This window comes from Xanthomonas sp. D-99 (assembly GCF_017746145.1).
Classification (GTDB): domain Bacteria; phylum Pseudomonadota; class Gammaproteobacteria; order Xanthomonadales; family Xanthomonadaceae; genus Xanthomonas; species Xanthomonas cissicola.
Window position 1 is genome coordinate 84,314 of sequence record NZ_JAGHWU010000008.1, and the last position, 25,880, is coordinate 110,193.

The window sequence follows — 25,880 nt, forward strand, 5'->3', positions numbered from 1 at the left end:
CGTCGGGCGCGGCAAGACGACGCCTGCTGCGCTGCACCTGCCCATGCACCGGGGGCGCAGTAGAATAGGTCCATGAATGCGACCACTGCCCCCCTGCCCTATAGCGCCGCGCGTCTGCACGAGCTGGCGCATCTGCTGATCGCCAATATCCGCGAGCTGGCCCATGCCGGCTGGACACCCGCGACCAGCAGCAATTTCTCCCACCGCCTGGACGAACAGCACGCGGCCATCACCGTCTCCGGCCGCGACAAGGGTCGCCTGGTCGAAGAAGACATCATGGTGGTGGACTTCGATGGCCTGGCCGTCGGCCGCCCGTTGCGCCCGTCTGCCGAAACCCTGCTGCACACCCAGCTGTATCGCCGGTTTCCGGAGATCGGTTGCGTGCTGCATACGCACTCGCCGGTGCAGACGATTGCCTCCCGCCTGTATGCAGGTAGCGGTGTGATTCGGCTGGAAGGCTACGAACTGCTCAAGGCCTTCGATGGCAACACCACCCACGAAACCGCGATGGAAGTACCGGTGTTCGCCAATACCCAGGACATGCAGGTGCTGGCCACGCAGGTCGATGCCTTGCTGGACAAACAGAGCATGTGGGGGTATCTCATCGAAGGACACGGCCTGTATGCCTGGGGCCGCAACATGGCCGAGGCACGTCGTCATCTGGAAGCGTTCGAATTCCTGCTGCATTGCGAACTCGAACTGCTGAAACTGCGCGGCACGCGCTGAGTAATGCCCGTCCCCCATTCGTGAGCCAGACCGCCATGAGCCGACTGCGTATCTTTGCCGACACCAATCCCGCCACACCCGAGTTCGATAGCCGCGACGGCGATGCGATCGCCGCCGAGCTGGTCAAGATCGGCGTGACCTTCGAACGCTGGCATGCCAGCGCGCCGGTCGAACCGGGCGCAACGCCCGAGCAGGTGATGGACGCCTACCGCGCCGATATCGACCGCATCAGCGCCGAGCGCGGCTTCAAGACCGTGGACGTGGTCAGCATCGCGCCGGACAACCCCAAGCGCGAAGAAATGCGCGCCAAGTTCCTGGACGAACACTTCCACAAGGAAGATGAAGTGCGGTTCTTCGTCGCCGGCTCGGGCCTGTTCACGCTGCACGTCGATGCCAAGGTTTATGAGATCGAATGCGTCAAGGACGACCTGATTGCCGTGCCCGACGGCACCCTGCACTGGTTCGACATGGGACCGGAACCGCATTTCGTGGCGATCCGCTTCTTCACCGAGCCGGACGGCTGGGTCGGGCACTTCACCGGCACCGAAATCGCCAAACAATTCCCCCGCTACGCCCCCGAGAAACCTCACAAGGCCAGCTGACGATGACACGACCGCAAGCGATCCTCACCGATATCGAAGGTACGACCAGCAGCATTTCGTTCGTCAAGGACGTCTTGTTTCCGTACGCGCGCCGTGCCATGCCGGCCTACGTGCGCGAGCACGGCAATCATCCGCAGGTGCGCCACTGGCTCAACCAGGTGGCCGATGAAATCGGAGAGGACGTGCCGGACGAGGTGCTGATCACCACGCTGCAGACCTGGATCGATGAGGACCGCAAGCACACCGCGCTCAAGGCCTTGCAGGGCCTGATCTGGGGCGAGGGCTACAAGACGGCCGACTTCACTGCGCATATCTACGCCGATGCCGCGATCCAGCTCAAAGCCTGGCACGCAGCGGGCATTCCGCTGTATGTGTATTCGTCCGGCTCGGTGCCGGCGCAAAAACTGTTCTTCGCGCACAGCGACGCGGGCGACCTGAGCGGACTGATCACCGACTGGTTCGATACCGAAGTCGGCCCCAAGCGCGAAAGCGCCAGCTACCGCCGCATCGCCGAGCGCATTGGCGTGCCGGGGCCGGAGATCCTGTTCCTGTCGGATGTGATTGAAGAGCTCGACGCCGCCAAACGTGCCGGCATGCGCACCGCGCTGCTGGATCGCCTGGACGACTACCCCACGCCGCGTTCGGCCGACGAGGTCGGCAGCCACCAGCGCGTGGAGAGTTTCAGCCAGCTGGTGCTGTAAGCACGATCTGCAAGCCGGTTGCGCTCATTGCCGTTTGAGCGCAATCGGGCGTTGGCGCTGCGCAAGCCGCTGAGATGTTCCAGCTGCGACGCGCCGCATGCATCTCTCTGGCGGGGTGATGGTCTGCACTGCGGGCACCGTGCTCCGCCGCTCCCCCCTGTCTTCTCTGGACCTCGGCGCGCCATGTCGCTGCATTCCCCTTTCGCACCACATGCAGCATGGCGTCGACTTTCCGCGCTGATCGTCGTGGTGGCGTTGATGGCCGGCTGCCATCCGGACGCTGGTGCGGCGTTGCAGGCTCAGCCTGCCGAGAACCGCGATGAGGTCGATCCGGTCGATCCGGTCGATCAGGCCGCCTTGGCGCAAGCGCTGAAAGCGTTGCAACCGCAGCAGCCAGGCGTCACCGATCTGTACGTGGTCGGTTTTGCCGGCGATGCCAGCGACGATGTCTTCCGCAACGAGACGCTCTACCTCAAGCAGCTGTTCGAGCAACGCTTCGATGCGCGCGGGCGCGTGGTCACGCTGGTCAACAATCCGGACAACCTGGGCGAACATCCCTACGCCCCGTTGGCGACCTACGACAATCTGTACGACACGCTTGCCGCAATCGGCAAGCGCATGGATCGCAAGGAAGACGCGCTGCTGCTGTTCGTCACCACCCACGGCACCGAAGATCACAGCCTGTACGTGCAGGTGGACGACAAGGAAGAGGATTTCATCAGCCCGCAGGATCTGCGCAAGGCGCTGGACGATGCCGGCATCGACAATCGCGTCATCGTGCTGTCGGCCTGTTATTCGGGAGGTTTCATTCCCGCACTGCGTTCGCCGCAAACGCTGATCCTCACCGCTGCGCGCGCCGACCGGCCCTCGTTCGGCTGCGGCAATACCTCCAACGCCACCTATTTTGGGCAGGCTTGGTTGATCGATGCAATGAACCAGAGCGACGACCCATTGGCCGCATTCGACATCGCCAAAGCCGCCATCACCGCACGCGAAAAGCAGGAAGGCGAGCTGCCCTCGTTGCCGCAGCAGTCGCTGGGCAAGCGCATCGCGCCGGTGCTGGCGCGTTGGCGTGCCGGCGTGCATCTCGGGCCGGCGGTCGCGTATCCGTATCCGGCAGTGGACATGGATGCCGAGTCGGACCAGGACGTCGAGTCAACCGGATCAACGGACGATGCGCCCGTGGACGCCGTGCCGCGTTCGAAGGCCCCGGCACCCGCGAACCCGACAACCACGCCGCCAACTGCACCTGCAGCATCCAATCGATAACCACGGCGAGCGCTGAGACTAATTCTCATTTCGGCAGCGCTGACCGGGCATCGCTACACTCGCCCAGCCAGCCAGCAACCGCCAGCCAGCACCGATCTTCGCCAGCGCGCCAATGCCTGCCAGCCCGGATCCCAACACGCCTCCCTTGTGGAGGCGTTTGTGTTTGTGGCGATGAGGCTGCGTCGCAGCTGACGCATGCTTCGACGTCGCGATGTCGCAGCCGCGTTCTTGTCCATGCTGGATATCACGCAGACACAGCGCCCTATCGCTGCATCAAGAGCAAGGTAACAGGCAATCGTTTGATGCGACCTGGATTCCTGGCGCGAGGTGTCCCAGGATTGGGTGCTGTCAGGCGCTGCGCGCTCCTTCATCCACCCTTCGGGGGCATCCTCTCCCAGTGGGAGAAGGACATGAGGCGACGGTCACTGTTAGCCGCCTTACGGCTCAGCGGCTTGCAGGCGGTACACCGTGCTCGCGCTGTATTGCCCAGTGGGCAGGGTCGCGCGCACCTGGACGGTGTGTTCGCCCACCGCCAGCGTGGTCGGCAATGCGCCGCGCCAGAGATGCGTAGATGGCGTGGCCTCCGGCGAGCGGTCGTAACCGCGCAACGCGTCTGCCGCATCGTCGCGCACATTCTCTGCCAGCACACGCGGATCGCCACGCTCTACGCGCTTCATCGGCTGCCATGCGCCGTTATCGATGCGCATCTCGACCACGGTGTCGTCCTGGCCCATGAAGACATTGGCGTAGATGCCCCATGCCGCATACGCGCCCTTGCGCAGTACCTTGGGCGCGTGCAGCAGCAATTGCGCATCGTCGGCCGCGCGCGCGGCGTGATAAGCCAGCGTGTAGTTGCCGCTAGGGGCAACTTGCAGCACCGCATAGCCATTGGGAGTTCCATCGCTCATCGTCGCATCGGGAATGCCGTCGGCATCCTTGGCGCCCGACCAGAACGCACCGCAGGCAGCGCCGACGTTGTACTCGTGCAGCGGGCGCGCACCTTGCCAGCCTTCGTCCGCACCGTGATCCACCTGGCGCTGGGTGTGGCTATGGCCGCTGAGCACCAATACATGCGGAAACTCTTTCAACAATGCGAACAGGCGGCGGCGATCGGCATGCCGGAAGGTTTCCTGCCCCGGCACTGCATCGAACAGGTGGATATGCATGCCCAGCACCAATAGCCTGTCACGTGGCAGCTGCGACAGATAATTCTGCAGGAACGCGAATTGATCTTCGCGCAGGCCACCGATGTAGGCCTGCTTGCCGCCCGGCGTGTAGACCACATCGTCCAGGAACACGAAGCTGGCATTGGCCTCTTCCACCGCATAGGTGTCCGGACCGTAGACCGCATGCCAACTGTCGAGCGACTGCGCATCGTCGTGCGCGTCCAGGTTGAGATCGTGGTTGCCCGGCACGTGGAACCACGGCACGCTCAGCTGCGTGGTGACCTTGTTCAACGCCGGATACAAGCTTAGATCGTCGCTGACGATATCTCCCAGCGTGGTGCCCAGCCTGGCGGTGGTCTTGCCGATGATCGGTTCCACGATGTCGCGCTGGTAGTAGCCAACGTCGGCAAGGCTGGCGGTCTGGCTGTCGGCGAACACCAGCATCTGGAAGCCATCGGCCGCGGTGTTTGCGCGTGGCGTCAGCGCGAAATCCCAGTTGCGTGTGTTGCGGCCGGTCGCGGCGACACCGCTGTACCGATGCTTGGCAGAACCACGCGGTGCGTAGTGGCGCCAGAATGCGGGCAGACCGTCGGCGGCGGGTAAAAAGCGGCGGTCGCCCGGCTTGATCACGAATACCGTCTGCCCGTCGCGTACCGGCAGGCGGTAGCGCCCCTGTGCGTCGGTACGTACGATTTGCTCGCCATTGGAAACCGCCACATCGGCTACGCCCGGCTCATCCGCGCTGCGGCCGGCGCGCCCGTCGCGTTCTTCGTAGACGATGCCATCGACCGTGGTGCCGCGCGCGTATGCGCTTGCCGCGAGCAAGCCCAGTGCCAACAAAGCGAAGCGACGATGCATGCGTTTTCCCGCGCGAAGATCAGCGGAAATTGTACATGCCATCGCAAGGCGCGCAGTGCGTGTACGCAGGCGGCACACATGCCCGCTTATCCGTAGGAGCGACCACGTTATTGATGTCGCGACTCCAGCAACGCCACCGCGTCGCCAAGGCCCAGCCCACGTGCGCGCAGCAGCACGATCAGGTGATACAGCAGATCGGCCGATTCGCCGAGCAACGCGTCATCGTCCTGCACCACACCGGCCAGCGCGGTTTCAACGCCCTCCTCGCCCACCTTCTGCGCGATGCGACGGATGCCTTGCTCGAACAGTTTGGTGGTGTAGCTGGCATGCGGGCGTTCGCGCTCGCGCTCGGCCACCAGCGCATCCAGGCTGCCCAGGAACTGCCCGGGCGCAGACGGGAAGCAACTGGTGCGGCCCAGGTGACAGGTCGGGCCATGCGGGCGCGCCTGCACCAGCAACGTGTCGGCATCGCAGTCGGTCTGGATCGACACCACGCGCAACACGTTCCCCGAACTCTCGCCCTTGGTCCACAAGCGCTGCTTGCTGCGGCTGAAGAAGGTGACTTCACCGCGCTGCTGGGTCACGGCCAACGCTTGGGCATTCATGTAGCCCAGCATCAGCACGCGCAGGTTGTCGGCGTCCTGCACGATCACCGGCAACAGGCCCTCGCCCTTGCTCCAATCCAGCGTCGCGAGCGCGTCGCCCGTCGCCACGTCGTTACTGCCCATCGCGTACCTCGATCTGTTGCGCGCGCAAGAATTGCTTGAGTTCCGGAATCGGAATAGCGCCGCTGTGAAACACGCTGGCCGCCAGTGCGCCATCCACATCGGCCTGGTCGAAGACGTCGGCAAAGTGCTGCATCTCGCCTGCACCGCCGGAAGCGATCAGCGGCACCCGGCACAACGCACGCACCTGGCGCAGTTGGGCGATATCGTAACCGCGGCGCACGCCGTCGTTGTCCATGCAATTGAGCACGATTTCGCCTGCGCCCAACCGCTGCGCTTCGGCCACCCAATCCAGCGTACGCATCGGCAGCGCCTGGGTCTTGCTCGGGTCGCCGGTGTAGCGGCGCACGCGCCACTGACCATCTTCCTCACGAATCGAATCGATGCCGACCACGACACATTGCACGCCAAACGCGTCGGCCAGCTCGGAGATCAATTGCGGGCGGCCCAGTGCAGGCGAATTGATCGATATCTTGTCGGCACCGGCGTGTAGCACCGCGCGCGCTGTTTCCACATCGCCGATACCACCGGCCACGCAGAACGGAATATCGATCAGCCGCGCCACCCGCTCGACCCAGGTGTAGTCGACCGAGCGTCCTTCCGGGCTGGCACCGATGTCGTAGAACACCAGTTCGTCGGCGCCCTGCGCACGGTAGCGCAATGCCAGTTCGACGATGTCGCCCATGTCGATGTGGTCGCGGAACTTGACGCCCTTGACCACGCGGCCATCGCGCACGTCCAGGCACGGAATGATGCGACGGCTCAGCATGCCAGTGCCTCGTCGAGATTCAGATGCCCTTCGAGCAAGGCCTTGCCCAGCACGATGCCGGCGCAGCCTGCGGCCTTGGCAGCGGCGACATCGGCCAGATTGCGCGCCCCTCCGGAGACCTGCACCTGCAACTGCGGCGTCAGCGCGCGCAGATGCGCGTACAGCGCCATGTTGGGGCCCGACAGCATGCCGTCGCGGGCGATGTCGGTACACAGCAGATGCTGCAGCCCGGCTTGCGCGTAGCGCACGGCCAATTGATCCAGCGTGGCGTCTGCAGCCTCGGTCCAGCCGTGCACCGGCAACTGCCAGACGCCATTGGCATCCTGGCGCGTGTCCAGTGCAATCGTCAGGCGATCGGCACCGAATTCCTGCAGCCAGCCAATCACCATCGCGCTATCGCGCACCGCCAACGAGCCGATTACCACGCGTGCGGCGCCTGCGTCGAGGATGCGCGCCACATCCTCGCGCGAGCGCACACCGCCGCCGGTCTGCACGCGCAAGCCGGTGGCTCGCGCAATCTCTCCGAGTGTGCTGGCCAAGGTGTAGCCGCCTGCTTTGGCCGCATCCAGATCGACAAGATGCATCCACTGCGCACCGGCAGCGGCGAATGCCTGCGCACGCGGCAGCACGTCGTCGCCGTACTGCGTTTCGCGCGCGTAATCGCCTTGCAGCAGGCGCACCACACGACCGTTGCGGATATCCAGCGCCGGGTAAACGGTGAAACTCATGGGAAGCTCATCTCAAGAAAATTGCGCAGGATGCGTGCACCGGTATCGGCCGAACGCTCAGGGTGGAATTGCGCGCCACAGCGCAGCCCGTTCTGCACGACGGCAGTGAACAATCCGCCGTGATCGCAGGCGGCAACGGTGTCGGCGGTCACCGGCGCCGCATAGCCGTGCACGAAGTACGCACTGGCACGCTCGGGCAGACCGGCCAGCAACGCGGAGTCGCGCATCGGCACCAGCTGATTCCAGCCCATATGCGGCACGCGAATGCCAAGTGCCGGCGTCATTTGCCGCACGATGCCCGGCAGCAGGCCCAGGCACTCGACATCGCCTTCTTCGGAATGTTCGAACAGCAACTGCATCCCTAAGCAGATGCCGATCAACGGCACCTGCAATTCCCGCAATGGCTCGACCAAGCCCTGCGCGCGCAGACGCGACATCGCCTCTGGCGCCGCCCCGACGCCAGGCAGGATCACCCGCTGCGCGCCCTGCAGGCCAGCCGCATCGCGCACCACGCGTGCGTCGACGCCCAAGCGCTCCAACGCATAGCGCACCGAGCCCAGGTTGGCGCCACCGGCGTCGATCAGCGCAACGTCGGTCATAGCGCGCCCTTGGTGGTCGGCAACGCAGTGCCCTCACGGCGAATCGCCTGGCGCAATGCACGCGCCAAGGCCTTGAAGCAGGCTTCCACCTTGTGGTGATCGTTCTCACCGCGCACGGTCAGATGCAGATTCAAGCCGGACGCATCGCAGATCGAGCGGAAGAAATGCGGCACCAGTTCGGTGGGCATGTCGCCGACGCGCTCGCGCTTGAACTCGCCGTCGAAGACGAAATACGGGCGGCCGCTGAAATCCAGCGCCGCACTGGCGATGGTTTCGTCCATCGGCAACGTGAAGCCATGTTGCGCGGTGTCGCCGGCAACTTGCCATGGGCTGCTTTCCGGATCGAAGCCGTAACGGCCGATGCCGCGCTTGTCGCCCAGCGCTTCACGCAGCGCCTGGCCCAGTGCAAGGCCGGTGTCTTCGATGGTGTGATGCTCATCGATATGCAGATCGCCTTCGGCGCGGATCTCCAGCGCAAAACCGCCGTGCTTGCCGATCTGTTCCAGCATGTGGTCGAAGAACGGCAGACCGGTGGCGGTTTTCGGCTCGGCCACACGGTCCAGATCCAGTTCCACGCGGATCTTGGTCTCCTTGGTGTTGCGCTGGACCACCGCGCGGCGCGGCGCATCGGCCAGCTCGTGGGCGATGCCTGGCCAGTCCCACTCGCCGCCGAACTCATCGGTGCGCAGCTGAAACCCGCGGATATTCAGGTTTTGCGCGAACTGGATGTCGGTGATGCGGTCGCCCACCATTGCCGAGCGTGCCCAGTCGATGCTGCGGTCCTGCAGATACGGCACCATCAGGCCGACACCTGGCTTGCGCGTGGGCGCATTGTCGGCAGGCCAGCTGCAATCGATCAGTACTTCGCGAAATACGATGCCCTGGCTGGCGAAGATCTGCAGCATCAGATTGTTCGGGCCGTCGAAGGACGCGCGTGGGTAGCTCTCGCTGCCCAGCCCATCCTGGTTGCTGACGATGACGAACTGATAGCCTGCATCACGTAGCTTGAGCATCGCCGGAATCACATGATCGACAAAGCGCAATTTCTCGTAGGCGTCGATCTGGTAATCGGCCGGCTCGGTGATCAGCGTGCCGTCGCGGTCGACAAAAAGAATCGGGGTCATGCGGCGGCCTCCTGCGTGCGTTGCAGCGCGCTCAGCACGCGCTGGTTCTGTTCGTGCGTGCCCAGCGTGATCCGCAACGCGTCGGCCAGGCGCGGCACTGCGCGTTGATCGCGCACCACCACCCCGGCCTCCAGCAGCGCCTGGAATGCGCCTTCGGCGTCGTCGAAACGCACCAGCAGGAAGTTGCCTTGCGAGGGATAGACCTGACGCACCCCAGGCAGCTGCACCAACGCCTTGTGCACACGTTCGCGTTCGCTACGCACCTCGGCGATGCGGCGGCGTGTAACCTCCAGCGCTGGCGCAGACAAGGCCTGCTCGGCCATGGCTGCACATGGTGTGGGCACCGGATACGGCGCCTGGCAGCGGCGCAGCAAGGCGATCAGCTCGGCATTGGCGATCAGCGTGCCGATACGCGCCGCCGCCAATGCATGCGCTTTGGAAAGCGTGCGCAACACGGCGAGATTGTCGTAACGCCCGAGCAGGCCGACCGCCGAAGGCACATCGGAAAATTCGCCGTAGGCCTCATCCACCACCACCAGCGCCTTGCCTTGCAAAGCCTGCAGCGCTTGTTCGATTTCGTCCAGCGCAATGGCCGAACCAGCAGGATTGGACGGCGAACACAGGAACACCAACTTGGCGTTCGAAGACAATGCCGCTGCCACGATCGCCGGGATATCCGCATGGAAACCGTCGGGCCCGTCGACCAGCGGCACGTCCACCAGCGGCGCGTTCTGCAGCCGTGCGCACACGGCGTACATGCCGAACACCGGCGGCGTGACCAGCACCGCGTCGCGCTCTGGCACGCACAGGCCACGGACCAGCAAATCGATCGCCTCGTCGCTACCGCGACCGATCAACAGCTGCTCCGGGGCGCAACCGTACAGCGCCGCAAGCGCGCTGCGCAGGCCCTTGGGTTGCGGGTCGGGATAGCGCCGCGTGCTGGCAGCGGGATCGGCGGGATTGGCCCAGGCAGACTCGTTGGCGTTGAGCCACACATCGCCCTGCAACGCACTGGTGCGCGCCGACGAATAGCCCGCGAATGCACGCAGGTCTTCGCGCACCAGATCCAGAATCGACGACGTGCTCATGCTGCCGCTCCCATGCGTAGCGCCACCGCATTGGCATGGGCATCCAGCCCCTCGGCCCGCGCGAGGAGCAACGCGCATTCGCCGATGCCGTCGATGCCGGCCTTGCTGGCCGCCTGCACGCTGACCATGTTCTGGAAGCTGGCCACGCTCACGCCGCTGTAGGCGCGCGCCGCACCGCTGGTCGGCAATACATGATTGGTGCCGCTGCAGTAGTCGCCCAGCGCTTCGGGCGTGTAATCGCCGAGAAACACCGAACCGGCCGCTTCGACGTGCTCCAACCACGCGCGCGGTTCGCGCAGCGCAAGAATCAGATGCTCCGGCGCATAGCGATTACTGATCGCAAACGCCTCAACCAGCGTCTGCACCTTGATCAGCCGCGATTGCGCCAGCGCCTGGCGCGCAATGTCCGCGCGCGACAGTTGCGCCAGCTGAACTTCCAGCTGCGCTTGCACCGCATCGATCAACGCGGCACTGTCGGAGAGCAACAGCACCTGCGAATCGGGGCCGTGTTCGGCCTGCGACAACAGATCGGCAGCCACGAACGCCGGCTGCGCACCCGCATCGGCGATGACCAAGACTTCCGAGGGGCCGGCCGGCATGTCGATCGCCGCCGCACCGGACTGGGCCACCTGCTGCTTGGCTTCGGTAACATAGCTGTTGCCCGGGCCGAACAGCTTGTCGCAGCTGGGCAGCGATTCGGTGCCATACGCCATCGCCGCGATCGCCTGCGCACCGCCGAGCTTGAACACGCGGCGCACGCCGGTGAGTTGCGCGGCCACCAGCACCGCCGGGTCCACGCTGCCGTCCTTGCGCGGCGGCGTGCACAACACCACCTCGCGGCATCCGGCCAGACGCGCCGGCACGCCCAGCATCAAGGCCGTCGATGGCAGCGGCGCACTGCCTGCCGGCACATACAGGCCCACACGGCCGATCGGCCGCACGATCTTTTCGCACACTACCCCGGGCGCGGTTTCCACCGCATAGCCCTGGCTCATCCCGGCGCGGTGGAAGGTGTCGATGCGTGCGACCGCATCCTGCATGGCCTGGCGCAGCTCCGGTGGGACGGCCGCTTCGGCGGTGACGAATTCGGCTTCGCTCACTGCGAAGCTGTCCAGCGACACGCCATCGAAACGCGCGGTGATCTCGCGCAACGCCGCATCGCCGCGCGTGCGTACGTCGGCAATCAAGGCGGCGACCGCATCGCGCGTTCGTGCGGCCACGGTCTGCACCGGGCGGGTCAATGCGTCGGTGCGTGCAGCACCGTCGAGTTGGGACCAATCGAGAATCTTCATGCCAGCGAGCGCTCCACCGTCAACACCATCAAGCCTTGCGCACCTGCGCGTTCGAGTTCTTCCAGGCGCTGCCAGGTCACCGCGCCGTGGCACATAGTCTGCAAGCGCAGCGCGCCGTTGCCGTCGTCGGGCAACTGCACCAGCGGATCAGCATCGGGCAGCAGGCGGCGCAGCGCATCCACGTTGCCGTGCTCGGCACGGAACATCAGCAGCTTGCTGTCGCGCAGCTTGAGTACGCCGTCCATGCGCCGCAGCAGCATTGCCAGAAGGCCGGCACGCGCATCGGCAGGTTCGCGCACCGCGCCGGCCAGCACCGCTTCGCTTTCCATCACCAGTTCGACCGGCTTGAGCTGGTTGGCGGCCAGGGTGGCGCCGCTGGAGACCAGATCGCAGATCAGATCGGCGGTGCCCAGGCGCGGGGCGATTTCCACCGAACCGGACAACTCCACCACCGCCGCGTCGATGCCCTGCCGCTCCAGCCAATCGGCCAAAATCGCCGGGTAGCTGGTGGCGATACGCTTGCCCGCCAGTTGCGCCACGCCGTGCCAATCCCATTCTTCCGGCACGGCGAGCATCAGGCGGCACTGGCCGAAGCCCACCCCACGTACCGCGTGGTAGGCGGCCGGCAAGCCATTGCGGCGGCGCTCGGCGGCCTGCTCTTCCAGCTCGTTCTGGCCGACGATGCCCAAGTCGCAGACGCCATCGGCGATCAGGCCGGGGATATCGTCGTCGCGTACCAGCAGCAGGTCCACCGGCAACGACTCGCCGTAGCAGAACAGCTTGTCGCGGCTCTGCCGCCAGCTCAGCCCGCAGGCGGCCAACAGGCTGCGCGCCGGCTCGGCCAGACGGCCGCTCTTCTGGATGGCGATACGCAACCGGTCACGTGCCGGCGCTGCCGTGGAAGCACTCATCTTGTTCTCTCAGTGGGAGTCGTCAGGGCGCGACGACTGCTCGCGCAGGGCCGCGGCATAGCCGCCGGCGCCGTGGTCCAGGGTGCGTGCAACGCGCCCGATGGTGGTCACGCTGACCTGGGTCAGCTCGTGGATTTCGCGATACGGCACGCCCTTGACCAGCAGCGGCACCACCCGCCAGCGGTCGGCCATGGCTTCCAGCTCGGCGGGCGTGCATAGGTCACGCAGAAACGCTTCGACGGCCCCAGGCTCGCGCAGGCATGCCAGTGCGTCGGCCAGCATCGTCAGCGAGGCGGCGACGTCGGTAGTTTCGGGGGCAGATCGTTGTTTCATTGCGTTAATGTAATAGCGTGTTAGTACATTAACGCAAACGACGGGACTTGTCACCTGTTCGGATGGTGTGGAGAGCGCTCGTTCGGCTGGCCCTCATCCGGCGCTTCGCGCCATCTTCTCCGCAGGCGGACGAAGAAAAGCAGGCGGTTCCCTTCCTCCGCCTGCGGGGGAAGGTGCCCGAAGGGCGGATGGGGGCGAGATCTCGTACAGCAACACACACCGCTTCACGTGCGGATTGCGCGCCCTTCCATCGCAAAGCCAGCAACGAAGCCTTAGCCGAACGCTGCGCCACACTTCTCAACTGCGCTGCCGGGAAGCTCCGAAGCCCCTCCTCCGGCGCTACGCGCCACCTTCTCCCGTTGACGGGAGAAGGACCAAGGGCTGGTCTGCGCACATTGGGTTCTTCCGTCGCCGCCAGAGAGCCGGGAGCGATCAGCCCAGGCAGGCCCGCTCCGGTTTGTCGCAAGCGGCAACGTGGCGCAGAGGCACGATGTTCACCATTTCGGCACACATCCGATGCGCCGCCGCTCTTACATAGATGACACAAAGCATGCCCGCCGGACTCGCACGGCAAGCAACTGTAGCGCCCTTCAAATCAGGCAATCAGAAACGACCAGCTCCGCCTCACGGCATCGCCTTGGCCTGTTCCAGCTCAACCAGCAAAGTGCTGGCCAGCTCGTCGCGGGCGACATCGAATTGCTGCTCGCGGACCAGGTCCTTCACCGCCACCACGCCGCGTGCCAGTTCGTCGTCGCCGGCCAGCACCACGAAGCGGATGCCGGCACGAGCGGCATACTGGAACTGCTTGCCGACCTTCTTTGGCTCCATCTGCACCTCGGTGTTGATGCCACCGATGCGCAGCCGGCGCGCGATATCCAGCGCGTCGTCCAGGCGGGTCTCGTCCATGAGCGCCACCATCGCCTGCACGCTGCGTTCGGCGATGCCCTGGATCAGGCCGGCCTCGCGCAGCTGCCAGAACAGGCGGGTCAGGCCGATCGAAATGCCCACACCGGGCAATTTGGACTTGGTGTAGTGGCTGGCCAGGCTCTCGTAACGGCCGCCCGAACAGATCGAGCCGATCTGCGGGTGGTCGGTCAGCGTGGTTTCGTAGACGGTGCCGGTGTAGTAATCCAGCCCGCGCGCGATGGAGAAATTCAGGCAGTACGCGCTCTCCGGCACGCCCAGCGCCTTGACCAGCTCCAGCACTTCACGCAACTCGGCGATGCCCTCGCCCAGCGTCGCGCTGGCCCCGACCGAGCCTTCCAGCGCCTGCAATTGCGCCAGCGCATCGGCATGCCCTTCAGAGCGCACCGCCACGAAGGCGAGAATCCTGGCCACCTGCTCGGCAGGAATGCCAAAGCCCTCGCCCACCAGCGTGTTGCGCACGTAATCGGCGCCACGCTTGTCGATCTTGTCGACCTCGCGCAGCACCGCCAGCTGCAACTCGCCTTCGGCCACGCCCAGGCTTTCGAAGAAGCCGCGCAGCAGCTTGCGATTGTTCAACTGCACCTTGAAGTCGCCGATGCCCAGCTCGGCAAACACCGCATGGATGACTGCCAGCACTTCGGCGTCGTAGCGGATGCTCAACGCATCCTTGCCGATGACGTCGATGTCGCACTGGTAGAACTCGCGGAAACGCCCACGCTGCGCACGCTCGCCGCGATACACGCGCTGCATCTGGTAGCGCCGGAACGGGAAGCTCAAGTCATGCTCGTGCTCGGCGACGTAGCGTGCCAGCGGCACGGTCAGGTCGAAGCGCAGCGCAAGCTCCGGCAAGCCGCCGTTCTCGGCGCCCTCATCGGCCGCAGCGGCGGCATTGGCCAGCGCGCCGGTGGACTGCACGAAATACACCTGGCGCTCGGTCTCGCCGCCGGATTTGGTCAGCAGCACATCGGAAAGCTCGAACACCGGCGTTTCGACCGGCAGGAACCCGAACCGCTCGTAGTTGCGGCGGATGACGTCCAGCATGCGCTGGAACGCGATCTGCTCGCGCGGCAGCAATTCCATGATGCCGGGCGGCGTACGGGGCTTGATCACGAGCGAAACTCCTGCAGGACAATGTGGCGAACGCACAATTCTACCGGCTGGGCGGCCGCGCTGACCGCATGGCGTATCATTCAATGCGTCCCAGCAGTGCGTGGCCCATGTACCGGCAGCTCTCCGACCCCAGCGCGACCTGCCCGGCGCCCAGCGCGGCATCCGCCAGCGGCACGCCCAACTCAGATTGCGCCCTTTGCACCGTGCGCGGCCGGGCCATTTGTGCGGCGCTCTCGGCGCAGGAAATGGACGCGCTGGACCAGGTCACCCACGCGGCGGCCTACGCGCCCGGCAGCCCCCTGGTGCGTGCGGGCGAGACCCGGCACAACGTCTATACCGTGACCTCCGGCGCGTTGCGCATGGTGCGCACGCTGGCCGACGGACGCCGCCAGATCACCGGCTTAGTGCTGCCCGGCGACTACGTCGGGCTCACCGAAACCGCGCAGCACCGCCACGATATCGAAGCCATCGTCGACAGCCGGGTGTGCCGCACGCCGATGGCGCAAATGCGCCAGCTACGCGAGCGCTACCCACAGCTGGAACGCAAGCTGCTGCAACGCGCCAGCATGGAGCTGGCCGCCGCGCAGGACACCGGCCTGTTGCTGGCGCGCCTGCACCCCAGCGAACGGCTGGCGCATTTCCTGCTACGGCTGGCCGCCCGCTCCACCCAACCCGGCGCCAGCGGCGACACGGTGGCGCTGCCGATGAGCCGCAGCGACATCGCCGACCACTTGGGGCTGACCGTGGAAACGGTGAGCCGCACCTTCACCAAACTGCGGCAGCAGCAGTTGATCGCGCTGCCGCAACTGCATCTGGTGCAGATCCTGGATTACGCTGCACTGCGCCGTCTGGCCGGCGATACGGTGTGAGGATTGGCGGCTGATTGATGGATTTCATTGATGCGTCGGTGCGTGCTTGTCGAAGCAGTCGGTCGGGTCGGTGACGCGCAATCGCTCAGCGCCCGGCCACTGCACGCGCTGCCGCACCGCTACAGCCACCGCTCAACAGCCGCGATTGGCGCAGCCAGGCGCGATCCGGGTAGTAGGCGAACACGAACGCACCGTCGCGCAAGGTATCGATCAACTGCTTGGCCACCGCTGGCCGCACCGCCGGGCAGCCCAGGCTGCGGCCGAGCCGGCCCTGGGTGCGGATGATGGCTTCGCTGACATAGGGTGCGCCGTGGATCACGATGGCACGGTCGCGCGCGTGGTCGTTGAAACCGGGCTCCAGACCCTTGAGCCGCAACGAGTAACCGTTGTGCCCGGTGTACGACTCCTGCGCGGTGAATGCGCCCAGGCTGGACTGGAAGCTGCCGTCGTTATTGGAGAACTTCGCCGCCTGGTTCTCGCCGGTATTGCGCCCGTGCGCGACCCATTCGCGAAACAACAGGCGTTGCTTGTCCAGATCGAATACCCAGAGCCGGCGCTCGGTCGAGGGGCGGCTGTAGTCGATGACGCTGAGCACCCGTTCGGCACCCACCTGCTGGCGCTGTCGCGCGCATTGCAGTGCCTCGGTGGCCAGGGCCAGCACCTGGCGGTCCAGCGACGGCGCCTGGCGCGCCAGCGCCTCGACCAGACCCACACGCGGGGCGCCCAGCGGCGGCACCGGTGACGCAGACAATGCATCGGCCGCATTGGCCGCACCGGCCGCTGCCCACCCGCACAAGACGGCGGCAACGGCGATCATTCGATCAGACATGCAACAACCCACAGCGGACGCGGCGCCACAGCGGGGCCGCACCCCCTAGAAATAGCCGCATATGGGCCACTTTCCAACCCCGGTGGCTGAACGCGTTGGGTCAGGTGGCATCGGCAAGCAAGCGCTGCCGAAGGGCGGCGTAGTCCGCCGCCAGTGCTTCGGCCTGCGCTGGGCGCTGCAGCAGTGCAGCCAGTGCCGGCGGAACCTCTACGGCACGGCCAATCAGCGGCTCCACCACACCCTCGAACTTGGCCGGATGCGCGGTGGCCGCTACCGCCCAGTCGCCAGTGCCGCCCTCCGCGCCTTCTGCACGCAGTTGTTCGAGCACATGCACCGCGGTGGCGGTATGCGGGCAATGCACCTCGCCGTAGCGCGCGAAGCGCTGCTGCACGGTGTGGCGAATCGCCGCATCGTCCACGGACAAGGCCCGGAATTCCTCACGCAAGGCGGCGTCGTCGCCGTTGTAGAGCCAGCGCAGCCGTTCGAAATTGCTCGGCGCCCCCACGTCCATCGCATTGGCCAGCGTGGCCACGCTGGGCTGCGGTACGTAGGCATCGCCCGCGAAATAGTCCGGCAACACATGATTGGCGTTGGACGCCAGCGCGATGCGGCCCAACGGCACCCCGAGCGCGCGCGCGATGATCGCCGCCAGGGCGTTGCCCAGGTTACCGGTGGGCACCACCAGATTGAGCACGCTACCCGACGCTGCATGGTGCTCCAGCGCGGCATGCGCGTAGTAACTCATCTGCGGCAGCAGCCGGCCCAGACTGATGCTGTTGGCCGAACTCAGCGGCACCTGCGTCTGCAACGCGGCATCGTTCAAGGCCTGCTTGACCATTGCCTGGCAGTCGTCGAACGAGCCGGCCACGCGCAGGGCCTGGATGTTGTCGCCGAAACACCCCAGCTGATGCGCCTGCCGCGGCGACACGCGGCCGTCCGGATACAGCACCACCACGCGCAGGCCGGGCTGGCGATGGAACGCGGCGGCCACGGCGGCGCCGGTGTCGCCGGAGGTGGCGACCAGGATGGTGAGCGGGCGGTCTTCAGCACGGCGCAAGCGGGTCAGGCAGGCAGCCAGGAAGCGCGCACCGAAATCCTTGAACGCGGCCGTGGGGCCATGAAACAGCTCCAGCGCGTAATCGCCCGGCGTACCCAGCGCCACCAACGGCGCCGGGAAATCGAAGGCTTCGGCACAGATGGCAGGCAGTTCGGCCGCCAGTGCGTCGCCCTCGAAAAATGGCTGCAACAGCGCAGTGGCGGTGTCGGCCAGGCCGGCGCCCGCAACCAGCGTACGGGCAGGTGGCAGGGTCTGCGGCACGTAGAGGCCGCCATCGGGCGCCAGCCCGGCGGCAATGGCCTGGCTCAGGCTTGCAGCGGGGGCACCGCCACGGGTGGAGATAAACATCAGCATGACTCCAGATAAAGCGAAGGCTGGGCGGCACCCATGACAAGGGGTGCCGCGTGTGAGGTAGCCGGGCGTCGCGTTGCACCGGCGTTCGGCCGAAGGGTTGCGTACGGTCGATGGCGCGGGGCTATGCTGCGCGCACCCTTCCGTGGAGTCGGCAGATGATCAAGGTCAGTGTGATGTACCCGTACCGCGACGGCGCCCGCTTCGATCACGCCTACTACCGCGACCAGCACATGCCGCTGGTGAGCGCGCGCATGGGCGCGGCCTGTTTGAAATACACCGTGGACAAGGGCATCAGCGGGGGGGAGGCCGGCAGCCCGCCGGCGTTCATCGGCATGTGCCACATCTTTTGCGGGTCGGTGGAGACCTTCAACGCCGGCTTCGGGCCGCATGCACAGGAAATCCTCGCCGACATCGCCAACTACACCGACCTGACCCCGGTCATGCAGATCAGCGAAGTCGTCGTCGACTAAATGACGTGTGCCAATCTGCAGGCCAGACCTGCTACCGGCTGCCTGCGGCGCGTTGGCATTGCGTGCGTCCCGATTCATCCGAGCAACCGCGCCGCAGGACTTGCGATCGGCGAAACCCAGGCCTGGCTATCGAACCCTACAGCCGCAAACCCGGCCTGCACTGCCGGTGCCGCAGCTTCGGCCGCGGCGCGCGATTCGAACCAGGCAAACACGCTCGGCCCGGCGCCGGAAATGCTGGCGCCGAGGGCGTTGTGGTCCAGCGCTGCCTGTTTGGCGTCGGCGAAGCCGGCGATCAATGGGGCGCGACGCGGTTCGATCAGCACATCACGCAAGCCCGCGCGTACCAGGTCTGCATCGCCGGCATGGCAACCGGCCAACACCAAGGCCAGATTGGTGCTCTGCGCGACGAATTCGCGCAATTGATAGTTTCCTGCCAAGGCTTCGCGCGCGCGTCGCGTTTCCAGCACTGCATCCGGATGCACCAGCAGGCTATGCCACGCCGCCGGCACGTTGATCGGCACCAGGCGCTCCAGCGTGCACAGCACCAAGCCACCGGCAAACAGCGGCCCCAGGTTGTCGCCGTGGCGGCTGCCGCTGGCCACCGCTTCGCCATCGAGCGCGTATTGGTAGAGCTGGTGGTGATCCAGCGGCGAGGCCAGCAGCGCGTTTGCCGCGACCAACGCTGCCACGCATGACGCGGCAGACCCGCCCATGCCCGAGCTCAGCGCAATACCTTTGTCGATCTCGATTTCGAATCCATACGGCAGCTGCAAGGCTGCCCGCAGCGAAATGAGTGCAGCGCCTGCAGTGTTGCGCTCGGCATCCAGTGGCAGCGCCACCGTCGTGCCGCGAATCGCAGCGATGCGCACCACTGGCGCTTCGATCCGGCGCACGGTCACAGTGTCGCCAACGCCATCGATCGGATAGCCGAGCAGGTCGAATCCCACCGCAACATTGGCAACCGATGCCGGTGCGAAGGCGCGCGCTTCGTGCAGGCCATGTTTGCCCGGGGAAGCGCGATCGCTGCCCTGCGCCTGCGCCTGCACCACCGCTGCCTGGCTCACGCCGGCCTGGCTGACAACAGTCTGCGTCACAGCCGCGCGCCCTCGCCTGCCGCCACGCGCAGCAGATCGGCGAACACGCCTGCCGCGGTCACTTCCGGCCCCGCGCCCGGCCCCTGTACTACCAGCGGGTTCTCGCAGTAGCGACGCGTGGTGAACTGCACCACGTTATCGGTCAGACGCAAGTTGGCGAATGCATGATCGGCCGGCAGTTCGACCAGGCCCACGCTGGGCGCGCGGTCCGGCGGCAGCTGCGCCACATAGCGAAGCACGTTGCCGCGCACGCGCGCGTCGGCCAGACGCTGCGCAAAGGCGGCATCCACTTCCGGCAAGCGCGCCATAAAATCGTCCACGCTGGCCTGACGCAGCGCTTCCGGCACCAGGCTTTCAACCTGCACATCTTCCAGGCTGATGGAACGCCCCGCTTCGCGCGCCAAAATCACCAACTTGCGCGCCACATCCACGCCGGACAGATCGTCGCGCGGATCCGGCTCGGTGTATCCCATGCCACGCGCCTGCGTCACCAGTTCGGCGAACGGCACGCTGCCGTCGTACTTGTTGAACAACCATGCCAACGTGCCGGAGAAGATGCCTTCGATGGATGTGACTGCATCGCCGGTATCGACCAGGTCGCGTAGCGTGGTGATCACCGGCAAACCGGCGCCCACGGTGGCTTCATAACGGAAGCGCGCACCACTGGCGTCGGCCGCTGCGCAAATCGCCTCATAGCGCGCCAGCGGCCCGGAACCAGCCTGCTTGTTCGGCGTCACCACATGGATGCCGGCGGCCAGCCAGCCCGCATAACGGTCTGCGACTTCGGCGCTACCGCTGCAATCGATGATCACCGTATGCGGCAAATGTGCCGACAGCAGATGCGCGGTGAAGCGTTCCAGATCGGTCGCGGTGGTGGCCAATGCAAACGCATCGCGCCAGTCGCCGACCAACCCGCGCTCGTCCAGCAACATGCGACCACGCGACACCACCGCACGCAGACGCAGATCCAGATTGGCCTTGCCCAGCAACTGCGGTTGCGCGACGCGTAGCTGATCCAGCAACGCCGCGCCGACATTGCCCGGCCCGATCACGCCCACCGAGAACGTCTGCGGCGATAACCAAAAACCCGCATGCGCCGCGCGCAACGCCTTGGTGGCATGCGCCGCATCGATCGCTACCGAGATGTTGCGCTCCGACGAGCCCTGCGCAATCGCCAGGATATTGACCTGCGCTCGCCCCAATGATTCGAACAAGCGCGCCGCCACGCCTGGCTGGCCGGCCATGCCATCGCCCACCGCTGCGAGCACGCTGATGCCGGTGGTCAGCTGCACGCGCTGCACCTGCCCGACCGTGAGTTCATGCGCGAACGCCTGCAGCAAGGCATTGCGTGCACGCTCGGACTCGTGCTGTTTGACCACGCAACAGATCGAATGTTCTGACGAACCCTGCGAGATCATCACCACCGACACCTGCGCGGTGCGCAGAGCGGCGAACACGCGCTCGGCCGTTCCCGGCACACCGATCAGACCGGTGCCTTCCAGATTCAGTACCGCCAGATCCGGGCTCAGCGTCAGCCCCTTGATCGGCCCGCTCACCGCGCTGCTGGCGGTGATGCGCGTGCCCGGGTGTTCGGGCTGGAAGGTATTGCGGATGATGATCGGCAAACCACGTTCGATTGCAGGCGACATCGTTTGCGGATGCACCACCTTCGCACCGAAATACGCCAGCTCGCAGGCCTCGTCGTAGCTCAGGGTTTCCAGTTGCACCGCTTCGGGCACCACGCGCGGATCGGCCGACAGCACGCCATCCACATCGGTCCAGATATGCAACTCATCAGCGTCGAACAATGCGGCGAAGATCGCACCGGAGTAATCGCTGCCGTTGCGGCCCAGTGTGGTGATGCGGTCGGCGCGATCGCGCGCCACGAATCCGGTCACTACCACGCGCGTTTGCGGATGCGCTTGCCGCCAGGTTGCAAGACGTTGCGCACTGGCCTCCCAGTCCACGTCCACACCGAGTTCGCCGCGATTGACCACCAGCACATCGCGCGCGTCCAGCACCGCGCAGTCTTCGCCGATCGCGCGAAAGTGATCGCCCAGCAACTGCGCCGAATACACCTCGCCCAAACCCTGCACGCGGTCGAGCACTTCACGCGGCAATTCCCCGATGACCGCCAGCGCGCCGAGGATCTGCGACAGATGCTCGAAGCGCTCGTCCAGCCACTCCACGGTTGGCCCGGAATGCTCGCCGAGCAACGCCACCGCCGCACCGCGATGGCGTGCGCGTGTTTCGTGCCACCGCTCGCGCCATTCGGGGCGATTCTTCGCCGCCAGTTCGGCCAGTTCGATCAAGGCATCGGTGACGCCCTTCATCGCCGAGACCACGGTGACCTGCACCGTCTCGTCGCGTGCAAGCAGCAGCTGGGCCACATGCCGATAACGCTCGGCATCGGCCACCGAGGTGCCGCCGAATTTGTGCACGACGGTGCGCGCAGAGGACGCAAGAACAGCAGCGGGTTCGAACGAAACAGCGGGCGATGACATCGACAGACCTCATTGGGGAGGCCCCGTCCGCATCGGATGAGAGAGGGAAGCCCCCGCATCCTGATCCGGGTGCGGGGCCGTTGTTTTCGGAAGTTACGCGAAGACGACGGACCGCACCGGGCGAATGGTGGCGGTAGTAATGATGGTGGTAATGCCGGCCACGCCCGCACCGGCCCGCAGCAGCGGCTGGCAGAGAAGCGAAGCGATGGCGGAGGCATTACCCATGCATGCAAAAGACATCACCGGGCCGAGGCCTGTCAAGCATTGCGTGAATGGGCAGGCGCATACGCCGGGCGCAGGGAACAGAAAACCTTGCCGCTCAGGGATTTAAGCGCCGCGCGTGCAAGCAATTGATTGCCATGGAAACTTTTCTGGGGACCTAGGCGGACCGCTGTGCGCAGCTTTGGAAGACCTCTCACCGCCGTGGCACGACGGGAAAGACTTAACTTGCATCGTTAGCGCCATCTACGCGCGTGCACCTGTCTGGTGAGCGCGGACGTGCGATGCGGCTCAGAGGCCGTCATAACCTTTGAACGCCCTGTCCCCTTGCTGCTGCCGACATGCCGCTTCCCACTGCGGGTTGTCGTCGCCCCGCACAGGTGATCGTCGTCCTGAGTTGCGAGCCACGAGACAAAGCAGATCCAGCCAACTCCCTGCGTGACAACACGGGATCAGCCGAGCACTTGAGGATTGAGTTGCCATACCGAGAAATTGAGCGCCGCCGCAAAGCTCACCCATGCCAGATACGGCACCAACAGCCACTCCGCCAAAGCCTGCCTCTTCGCAAACGCCCCGATGGTGGCCACCAGCACGAGCCACAGCGCCACGATGTCCGCGAACGCCCACGCCCCCTGATGCCACGCAAAGAACAACCAACTCCACAGCCCGTTGAGCGTCAGCTGCGCGACGAACAGTGTCAGCGCCACGCGCGCACCAGCCCATCCCCCACGGCGCCACACCAACCATACCGACACCGCCATCATTCCGTACAACACCGTCCACACCGGCCCGAACAACCACCCCGGCGGCGCCCACCCCGGCCGTTGCAGCTGCGCATAAAAGCTGGCCGCCTGGATTGATGCCATTGCGCCTAAACCGGCGATGGAATAGCAAAGCATCAGCCAGCCGAGAAGACCCAACCATTGCGGCTTTTTTGAACGTCCTCGGATCATGACTGCTGTGACCTCTCATCACCGTTCGTCATCTTCGCAGAGCGCCTGTGCAAGCCGTGACTACGCAAATAAGCGAGTCCGCCGTCAGCTGAGGCCGTAGGGATTCGTGCCGTCAGGTCCAATCTCTCGGGATAGGGAATTACACTCCAAACCGATGTGCTATTTAAACTTGGGGGGACGTCGAAACATCACCAGATCCTTGCCAGTGGTCACCGACACCGCGTCGCCGCCACGCAGCAGGCCGTTGTCGTCGCGTAAGGCGCTGGGCGTCAGGCTGAGGTTGTTGCCGGCGATCAACGCCGCGCTGCCGCCTGCCTGCACGCGGGTGCCGGTCAATGTCATGTCGTTGCCGGCCATCAGTTGCAGCGTGTTGCTGGCCGTAATGCCTGACAGGATCCCGACGCCGTTGATGGCCTTGGATGCTTCGCTGACCAGGTTGTTGCCGGCCACCAATGCGACATCGCGGCCCTGGATCTGGCCTTGATTGAGCAGGTCGTTACGCGCTTCCAGCGACACGCCGCCAGAGCCGCTGATGCGGCCTTGGTTGAGCAGGTTGCTGGCCGTGACGCTGACATCGGCGCCGGCAATGACGCCCTGGTTGCTCATGGTGTTGGTGGCGTTGAGCTCGACGTTACGAAGCCATTGACATGGCTCCTGTGCGGTAGCAATCTCTTGCTCCAAGGAGCGTAGAAACTCCTCTCATAGCGGTACCCACCTCCGTCAAACCGGTGGGTTTTTTGTGCCTGCATCCTGCAGGTACAAGCCGATGCGATGCCTGCGTCGGGAGGGCGGCTAATACAACACCCGCAAGGGAAATACGCCCGCCGGCTCTTAGCGGTTTCGAACCTCCCGACATCCCGTCGCCGTTGGCGGCGGTTCTTGGGTTGTTCCAGGAGGGCGTTGCCATGTCTACCGGACCATCTGCGCCGGCATTTGCGTCGATTGATCTGATGCCAGCTTCCGCTCACCGCCTGCGGTGGGATGTGCGTGAGGTGCTGCACCGGCTCGTCGCACGCGCGGCTGTTGAGCGAGCGATCCACGATCCCGCGCATTCGCTGAGTCGCCAGCTCGCTGTGTTGCCGCACACCTTGCGCTGCCTGTCCGCGTGCGCTGACGTGATCTTGCAGTGCTGCGCCGCCTCACGCATCACCCATCATCATGCGGACGCGTCATGACACGCCGTCGCCCACCCACGGCATCTGCCACCGCACAGTCCAGTAGCAAGCGTGCAGGCCCTGCGGCGACCAAGCGAGTGCAGTGGAACTACGTTGAGCCCGACCGCACCAAGCTGCCACCCATGCTGCCGCCCGACCCGGACGCGAACCCGCAAGGCCCCGGCACGCTACCGGCACCCCGACGCGCCCGTCGCCCGCGCCAATGCACCGTCAGCTACACCCATTACCCCGGCGCCTACGACCATGGTGGCGACCAGCACGTGCCACACGTCCGCCTCAGCGGCCTATGGCTGGAACAACTGGGCTTTGCCATTGGCACCAAGCTGCGCATCACCGCCAGCGCGGGGCAGCTGCTGATGGAGGTGTTGCCGCCGGTGGAGGTGCCTGCAAAGCAACTTAGGGCGCGTCGGTGAGCGCTACCCGCCGTATTCAGGTGAATTCTGTTCGCCGCTAGCCGATGTTGCACAGGCAGGGCCTCGTGAGGTGATTGCTGCCGCCGCCTGATCAGTGGGCATGTACGTGTTACTTTTCAGCGACGCTCTTAGCGCAGGATCAGAGATGGCCCTTCACCCTGGGAAATCCCATGGACGGCAAGTTAACCAGGGACGCATCGCGCTCCCTCGGGCAGCGTTGTTGTCAATTGCGTTGCTGGCACTCTGCACCTTTCATGCGGGATGTGCCCCCAGCACTCCACGCGATCAGTCAGCCGTAGCGGCTGCAAAGCCCTCCGTTGAAACCAGGAGCAAAGACGTGACGGAACGCCTCAAGCAAGACGTCGATCGGTTGATCGCCACTGACTTCCAGGATGTCGCAGCACTTAACGCTCAGCTTCAAACGCAGTTCGGCCCCGGCGAGCAGCAAGACGCGATGGTGGTGCGGCGGGGTGAAGGTGGTGCGCTCGCCGGTACCGCGTTAAAGCGCATTGAGCTTCGCAGCACTCGGGATGCGCCCGCGCATGCGACGCTTGTACTCGACTTTTCGTCGCCTGGCCCGAAGTTCGAGGGTATGCCTTCGCCAGATGCGTCTCTCTATCCACCGCGCCCAGATGCTAGCGGCTCCCGCGCCTATTGGTCGATGCAGACGGAAACGGCAACTGTCATCTTTGGGCTGAGCGAAGATCAGTCCAGCTTAAGCTACGTCACAATCAGCAAGAAGTAGGGGTAATCCCCCCGCCCATTAGCAGACGCCAGAAGTGGAATTTTCTCGTCCCCTTTCTCGAGGAGGTTCCATGAAGAAGTCCCGCTTTACCGACAGCCAGATCATCGCCGTGCTCAAGCAGGCCCAGGCCGGTGCGCCCGTGCCGGAGCTGTGCCGCGAGCACGGCATCAGCTCGGCGACGTTCTACAAGTGGCGCAGCAAGTTCGGCGGCATGGACGTGTCCATGGTCGCGCGCATGAAGGAGCTGGAGGAGGAGAACCGCCGGCTCAA

The 25,880-nt window shown here is 65.3% G+C and carries 27 protein-coding genes; 10 read left to right on the forward strand and 17 right to left on the reverse strand.

The genetic code is table 11. The annotated features are described in order from the left end of the window. The first annotated feature begins 72 nt into the window (after positions 1–72). From J7360_RS04250 to J7360_RS04265, 4 genes are all read left to right on the forward strand, one after another. Positions 73–726, forward strand: a complete 654-nt coding sequence (locus J7360_RS04250) for a methylthioribulose 1-phosphate dehydratase (RefSeq protein WP_007962123.1) — start codon at positions 73–75, stop codon at positions 724–726. A gap of 35 nt (positions 727–761) precedes the next feature. Further along, on the forward strand, positions 762–1,328 hold the full coding sequence (locus tag J7360_RS04255) for an acireductone dioxygenase (protein ID WP_005915388.1): 567 nt from the start codon (positions 762–764) through the stop codon (positions 1,326–1,328). 2 nt (positions 1,329–1,330) lie between these two features. Beyond that, positions 1,331–2,029, forward strand: a complete 699-nt coding sequence (mtnC, locus tag J7360_RS04260) for an acireductone synthase (protein ID WP_007962134.1) — start codon at positions 1,331–1,333, stop codon at positions 2,027–2,029. A gap of 183 nt (positions 2,030–2,212) precedes the next feature. Continuing rightward, positions 2,213–3,298 (forward strand): C13 family peptidase, encoded by a 1,086-nt coding sequence (locus tag J7360_RS04265; RefSeq protein WP_057660050.1) that lies wholly within the window; start codon positions 2,213–2,215, stop codon positions 3,296–3,298. Positions 3,299–3,735: 437 nt separating this feature from the next. Here the strand turns inward: J7360_RS04265 and J7360_RS04270 are convergent, their stop codons facing one another. The 11 genes from J7360_RS04270 to hisS form a co-directional block, all read right to left on the reverse strand. After that, a complete protein-coding gene (locus J7360_RS04270) occupies positions 3,736–5,322 on the reverse strand; it encodes a calcineurin-like phosphoesterase family protein (RefSeq protein WP_057660052.1) in 1,587 nt (528 codons plus the stop codon). A 107-nt stretch (positions 5,323–5,429) separates the two neighbouring features. Continuing rightward, on the reverse strand, positions 5,430–6,050 hold the full coding sequence (gene hisIE, locus J7360_RS04275; protein WP_007963934.1) for a bifunctional phosphoribosyl-AMP cyclohydrolase/phosphoribosyl-ATP diphosphatase HisIE: 621 nt from the start codon (positions 6,048–6,050) through the stop codon (positions 5,430–5,432). Beyond that, positions 6,040–6,816, reverse strand: a complete 777-nt coding sequence (gene hisF / locus J7360_RS04280) for an imidazole glycerol phosphate synthase subunit HisF (protein ID WP_022559052.1) — start codon at positions 6,814–6,816, stop codon at positions 6,040–6,042. The genes hisIE and hisF overlap by 11 nt, the downstream gene beginning before the upstream one ends. Continuing rightward, the gene (hisA, locus tag J7360_RS04285; RefSeq protein WP_057660056.1) at positions 6,810–7,544 is read right to left on the reverse strand and encodes a 1-(5-phosphoribosyl)-5-[(5-phosphoribosylamino)methylideneamino]imidazole-4-carboxamide isomerase; all 735 of its coding nucleotides are present in this window, start codon (positions 7,542–7,544) and stop codon (positions 6,810–6,812) included. Before hisA ends, hisF begins: the two co-directional genes overlap by 7 nt. Beyond that, a complete protein-coding gene (hisH, locus tag J7360_RS04290) occupies positions 7,541–8,143 on the reverse strand; it encodes an imidazole glycerol phosphate synthase subunit HisH (RefSeq protein ID WP_209033323.1) in 603 nt (200 codons plus the stop codon). Before hisH ends, hisA begins: the two co-directional genes overlap by 4 nt. Next, positions 8,140–9,267 (reverse strand): bifunctional histidinol-phosphatase/imidazoleglycerol-phosphate dehydratase HisB, encoded by a 1,128-nt coding sequence (hisB, locus tag J7360_RS04295; protein ID WP_007963926.1) that lies wholly within the window; start codon positions 9,265–9,267, stop codon positions 8,140–8,142. Before hisB ends, hisH begins: the two co-directional genes overlap by 4 nt. Next, positions 9,264–10,355, reverse strand: a complete 1,092-nt coding sequence (hisC, locus tag J7360_RS04300) for a histidinol-phosphate transaminase (protein WP_057660058.1) — start codon at positions 10,353–10,355, stop codon at positions 9,264–9,266. Before hisC ends, hisB begins: the two co-directional genes overlap by 4 nt. After that, positions 10,352–11,647, reverse strand: coding sequence for a histidinol dehydrogenase (hisD, locus tag J7360_RS04305; RefSeq protein ID WP_209033325.1), 1,296 nt, complete (start codon positions 11,645–11,647; stop codon positions 10,352–10,354). The genes hisC and hisD overlap by 4 nt, the downstream gene beginning before the upstream one ends. Next, the gene (gene hisG / locus J7360_RS04310) at positions 11,644–12,558 is read right to left on the reverse strand and encodes an ATP phosphoribosyltransferase (RefSeq protein WP_057660062.1); all 915 of its coding nucleotides are present in this window, start codon (positions 12,556–12,558) and stop codon (positions 11,644–11,646) included. Before hisG ends, hisD begins: the two co-directional genes overlap by 4 nt. 9 nt (positions 12,559–12,567) lie before the next feature. Then, positions 12,568–12,891 carry a YerC/YecD family TrpR-related protein gene (locus J7360_RS04315; RefSeq protein ID WP_007963919.1) on the reverse strand — a complete coding sequence of 108 codons (324 nt, stop codon included), beginning with the start codon at positions 12,889–12,891 and terminating at the stop codon, positions 12,568–12,570. Positions 12,892–13,515: 624 nt separating this feature from the next. Beyond that, complete coding sequence (hisS, locus tag J7360_RS04320; RefSeq protein WP_057660064.1) at positions 13,516–14,928, reverse strand: histidine--tRNA ligase; 1,413 nt, start codon at positions 14,926–14,928, stop codon at positions 13,516–13,518. Positions 14,929–15,131: 203 nt separating this feature from the next. On the opposite strand from hisS, the gene J7360_RS04325 reads away from it, so the two are divergent. Continuing rightward, complete coding sequence (locus tag J7360_RS04325; protein WP_209033327.1) at positions 15,132–15,797, forward strand: helix-turn-helix domain-containing protein; 666 nt, start codon at positions 15,132–15,134, stop codon at positions 15,795–15,797. Positions 15,798–15,882: 85 nt separating this feature from the next. On the opposite strand, the gene J7360_RS04330 is transcribed toward J7360_RS04325, so the two are convergent. Together J7360_RS04330 and thrC are read right to left on the reverse strand one after the other, a co-directional pair. Further along, entirely contained in the window at positions 15,883–16,626 is a 744-nt protein-coding gene (locus J7360_RS04330; protein ID WP_057660066.1) for a murein L,D-transpeptidase catalytic domain family protein, read from the reverse strand. A 100-nt stretch (positions 16,627–16,726) separates the two neighbouring features. After that, the gene (gene thrC / locus J7360_RS04335; RefSeq protein WP_176214997.1) at positions 16,727–18,037 is read right to left on the reverse strand and encodes a threonine synthase; all 1,311 of its coding nucleotides are present in this window, start codon (positions 18,035–18,037) and stop codon (positions 16,727–16,729) included. Positions 18,038–18,192: 155 nt separating this feature from the next. On the opposite strand from thrC, the gene J7360_RS04340 reads away from it, so the two are divergent. After that, on the forward strand, positions 18,193–18,507 hold the full coding sequence (locus J7360_RS04340) for an EthD family reductase (protein WP_042675108.1): 315 nt from the start codon (positions 18,193–18,195) through the stop codon (positions 18,505–18,507). A gap of 74 nt (positions 18,508–18,581) precedes the next feature. Here the strand turns inward: J7360_RS04340 and J7360_RS04345 are convergent, their stop codons facing one another. The 4 genes from J7360_RS04345 to J7360_RS04360 all read right to left on the reverse strand — a co-directional run bounded on the left by J7360_RS04345 (position 18,582) and on the right by J7360_RS04360 (position 23,883). Next, positions 18,582–19,556 carry a homoserine kinase gene (locus J7360_RS04345; protein ID WP_057660078.1) on the reverse strand — a complete coding sequence of 325 codons (975 nt, stop codon included), beginning with the start codon at positions 19,554–19,556 and terminating at the stop codon, positions 18,582–18,584. 41 nt (positions 19,557–19,597) lie between these two features. Further along, entirely contained in the window at positions 19,598–22,105 is a 2,508-nt protein-coding gene (gene thrA, locus J7360_RS04350; RefSeq protein WP_057660068.1) for a bifunctional aspartate kinase/homoserine dehydrogenase I, read from the reverse strand. A 671-nt stretch (positions 22,106–22,776) separates the two neighbouring features. Further along, on the reverse strand, positions 22,777–23,277 hold the full coding sequence (locus J7360_RS04355) for a TspO/MBR family protein (protein WP_057660070.1): 501 nt from the start codon (positions 23,275–23,277) through the stop codon (positions 22,777–22,779). Between the two features lie 159 nt (positions 23,278–23,436). Further along, positions 23,437–23,883, reverse strand: coding sequence for a hemagglutinin repeat-containing protein (locus J7360_RS04360; RefSeq protein ID WP_244667757.1), 447 nt, complete (start codon positions 23,881–23,883; stop codon positions 23,437–23,439). A 299-nt stretch (positions 23,884–24,182) separates the two neighbouring features. Between J7360_RS04360 and J7360_RS21290 the strand changes: the two genes are divergently transcribed. The 4 genes from J7360_RS21290 to J7360_RS04380 all read left to right on the forward strand — a co-directional run. Continuing rightward, positions 24,183–24,452 carry a hypothetical protein gene (locus tag J7360_RS21290; protein ID WP_081028048.1) on the forward strand — a complete coding sequence of 90 codons (270 nt, stop codon included), beginning with the start codon at positions 24,183–24,185 and terminating at the stop codon, positions 24,450–24,452. Next, positions 24,449–24,865, forward strand: coding sequence for a SymE family type I addiction module toxin (locus J7360_RS04370; protein WP_057664384.1), 417 nt, complete (start codon positions 24,449–24,451; stop codon positions 24,863–24,865). The genes J7360_RS21290 and J7360_RS04370 overlap by 4 nt, the downstream gene beginning before the upstream one ends. Before the next feature lie 337 nt (positions 24,866–25,202). Then, the gene (locus tag J7360_RS21295; protein WP_228909203.1) at positions 25,203–25,610 is read left to right on the forward strand and encodes a hypothetical protein; all 408 of its coding nucleotides are present in this window, start codon (positions 25,203–25,205) and stop codon (positions 25,608–25,610) included. A gap of 70 nt (positions 25,611–25,680) precedes the next feature. Continuing rightward, positions 25,681–25,880 (forward strand): transposase (locus tag J7360_RS04380; protein WP_059001059.1); only part of this gene is annotated, 200 nt, incomplete at its 3' end.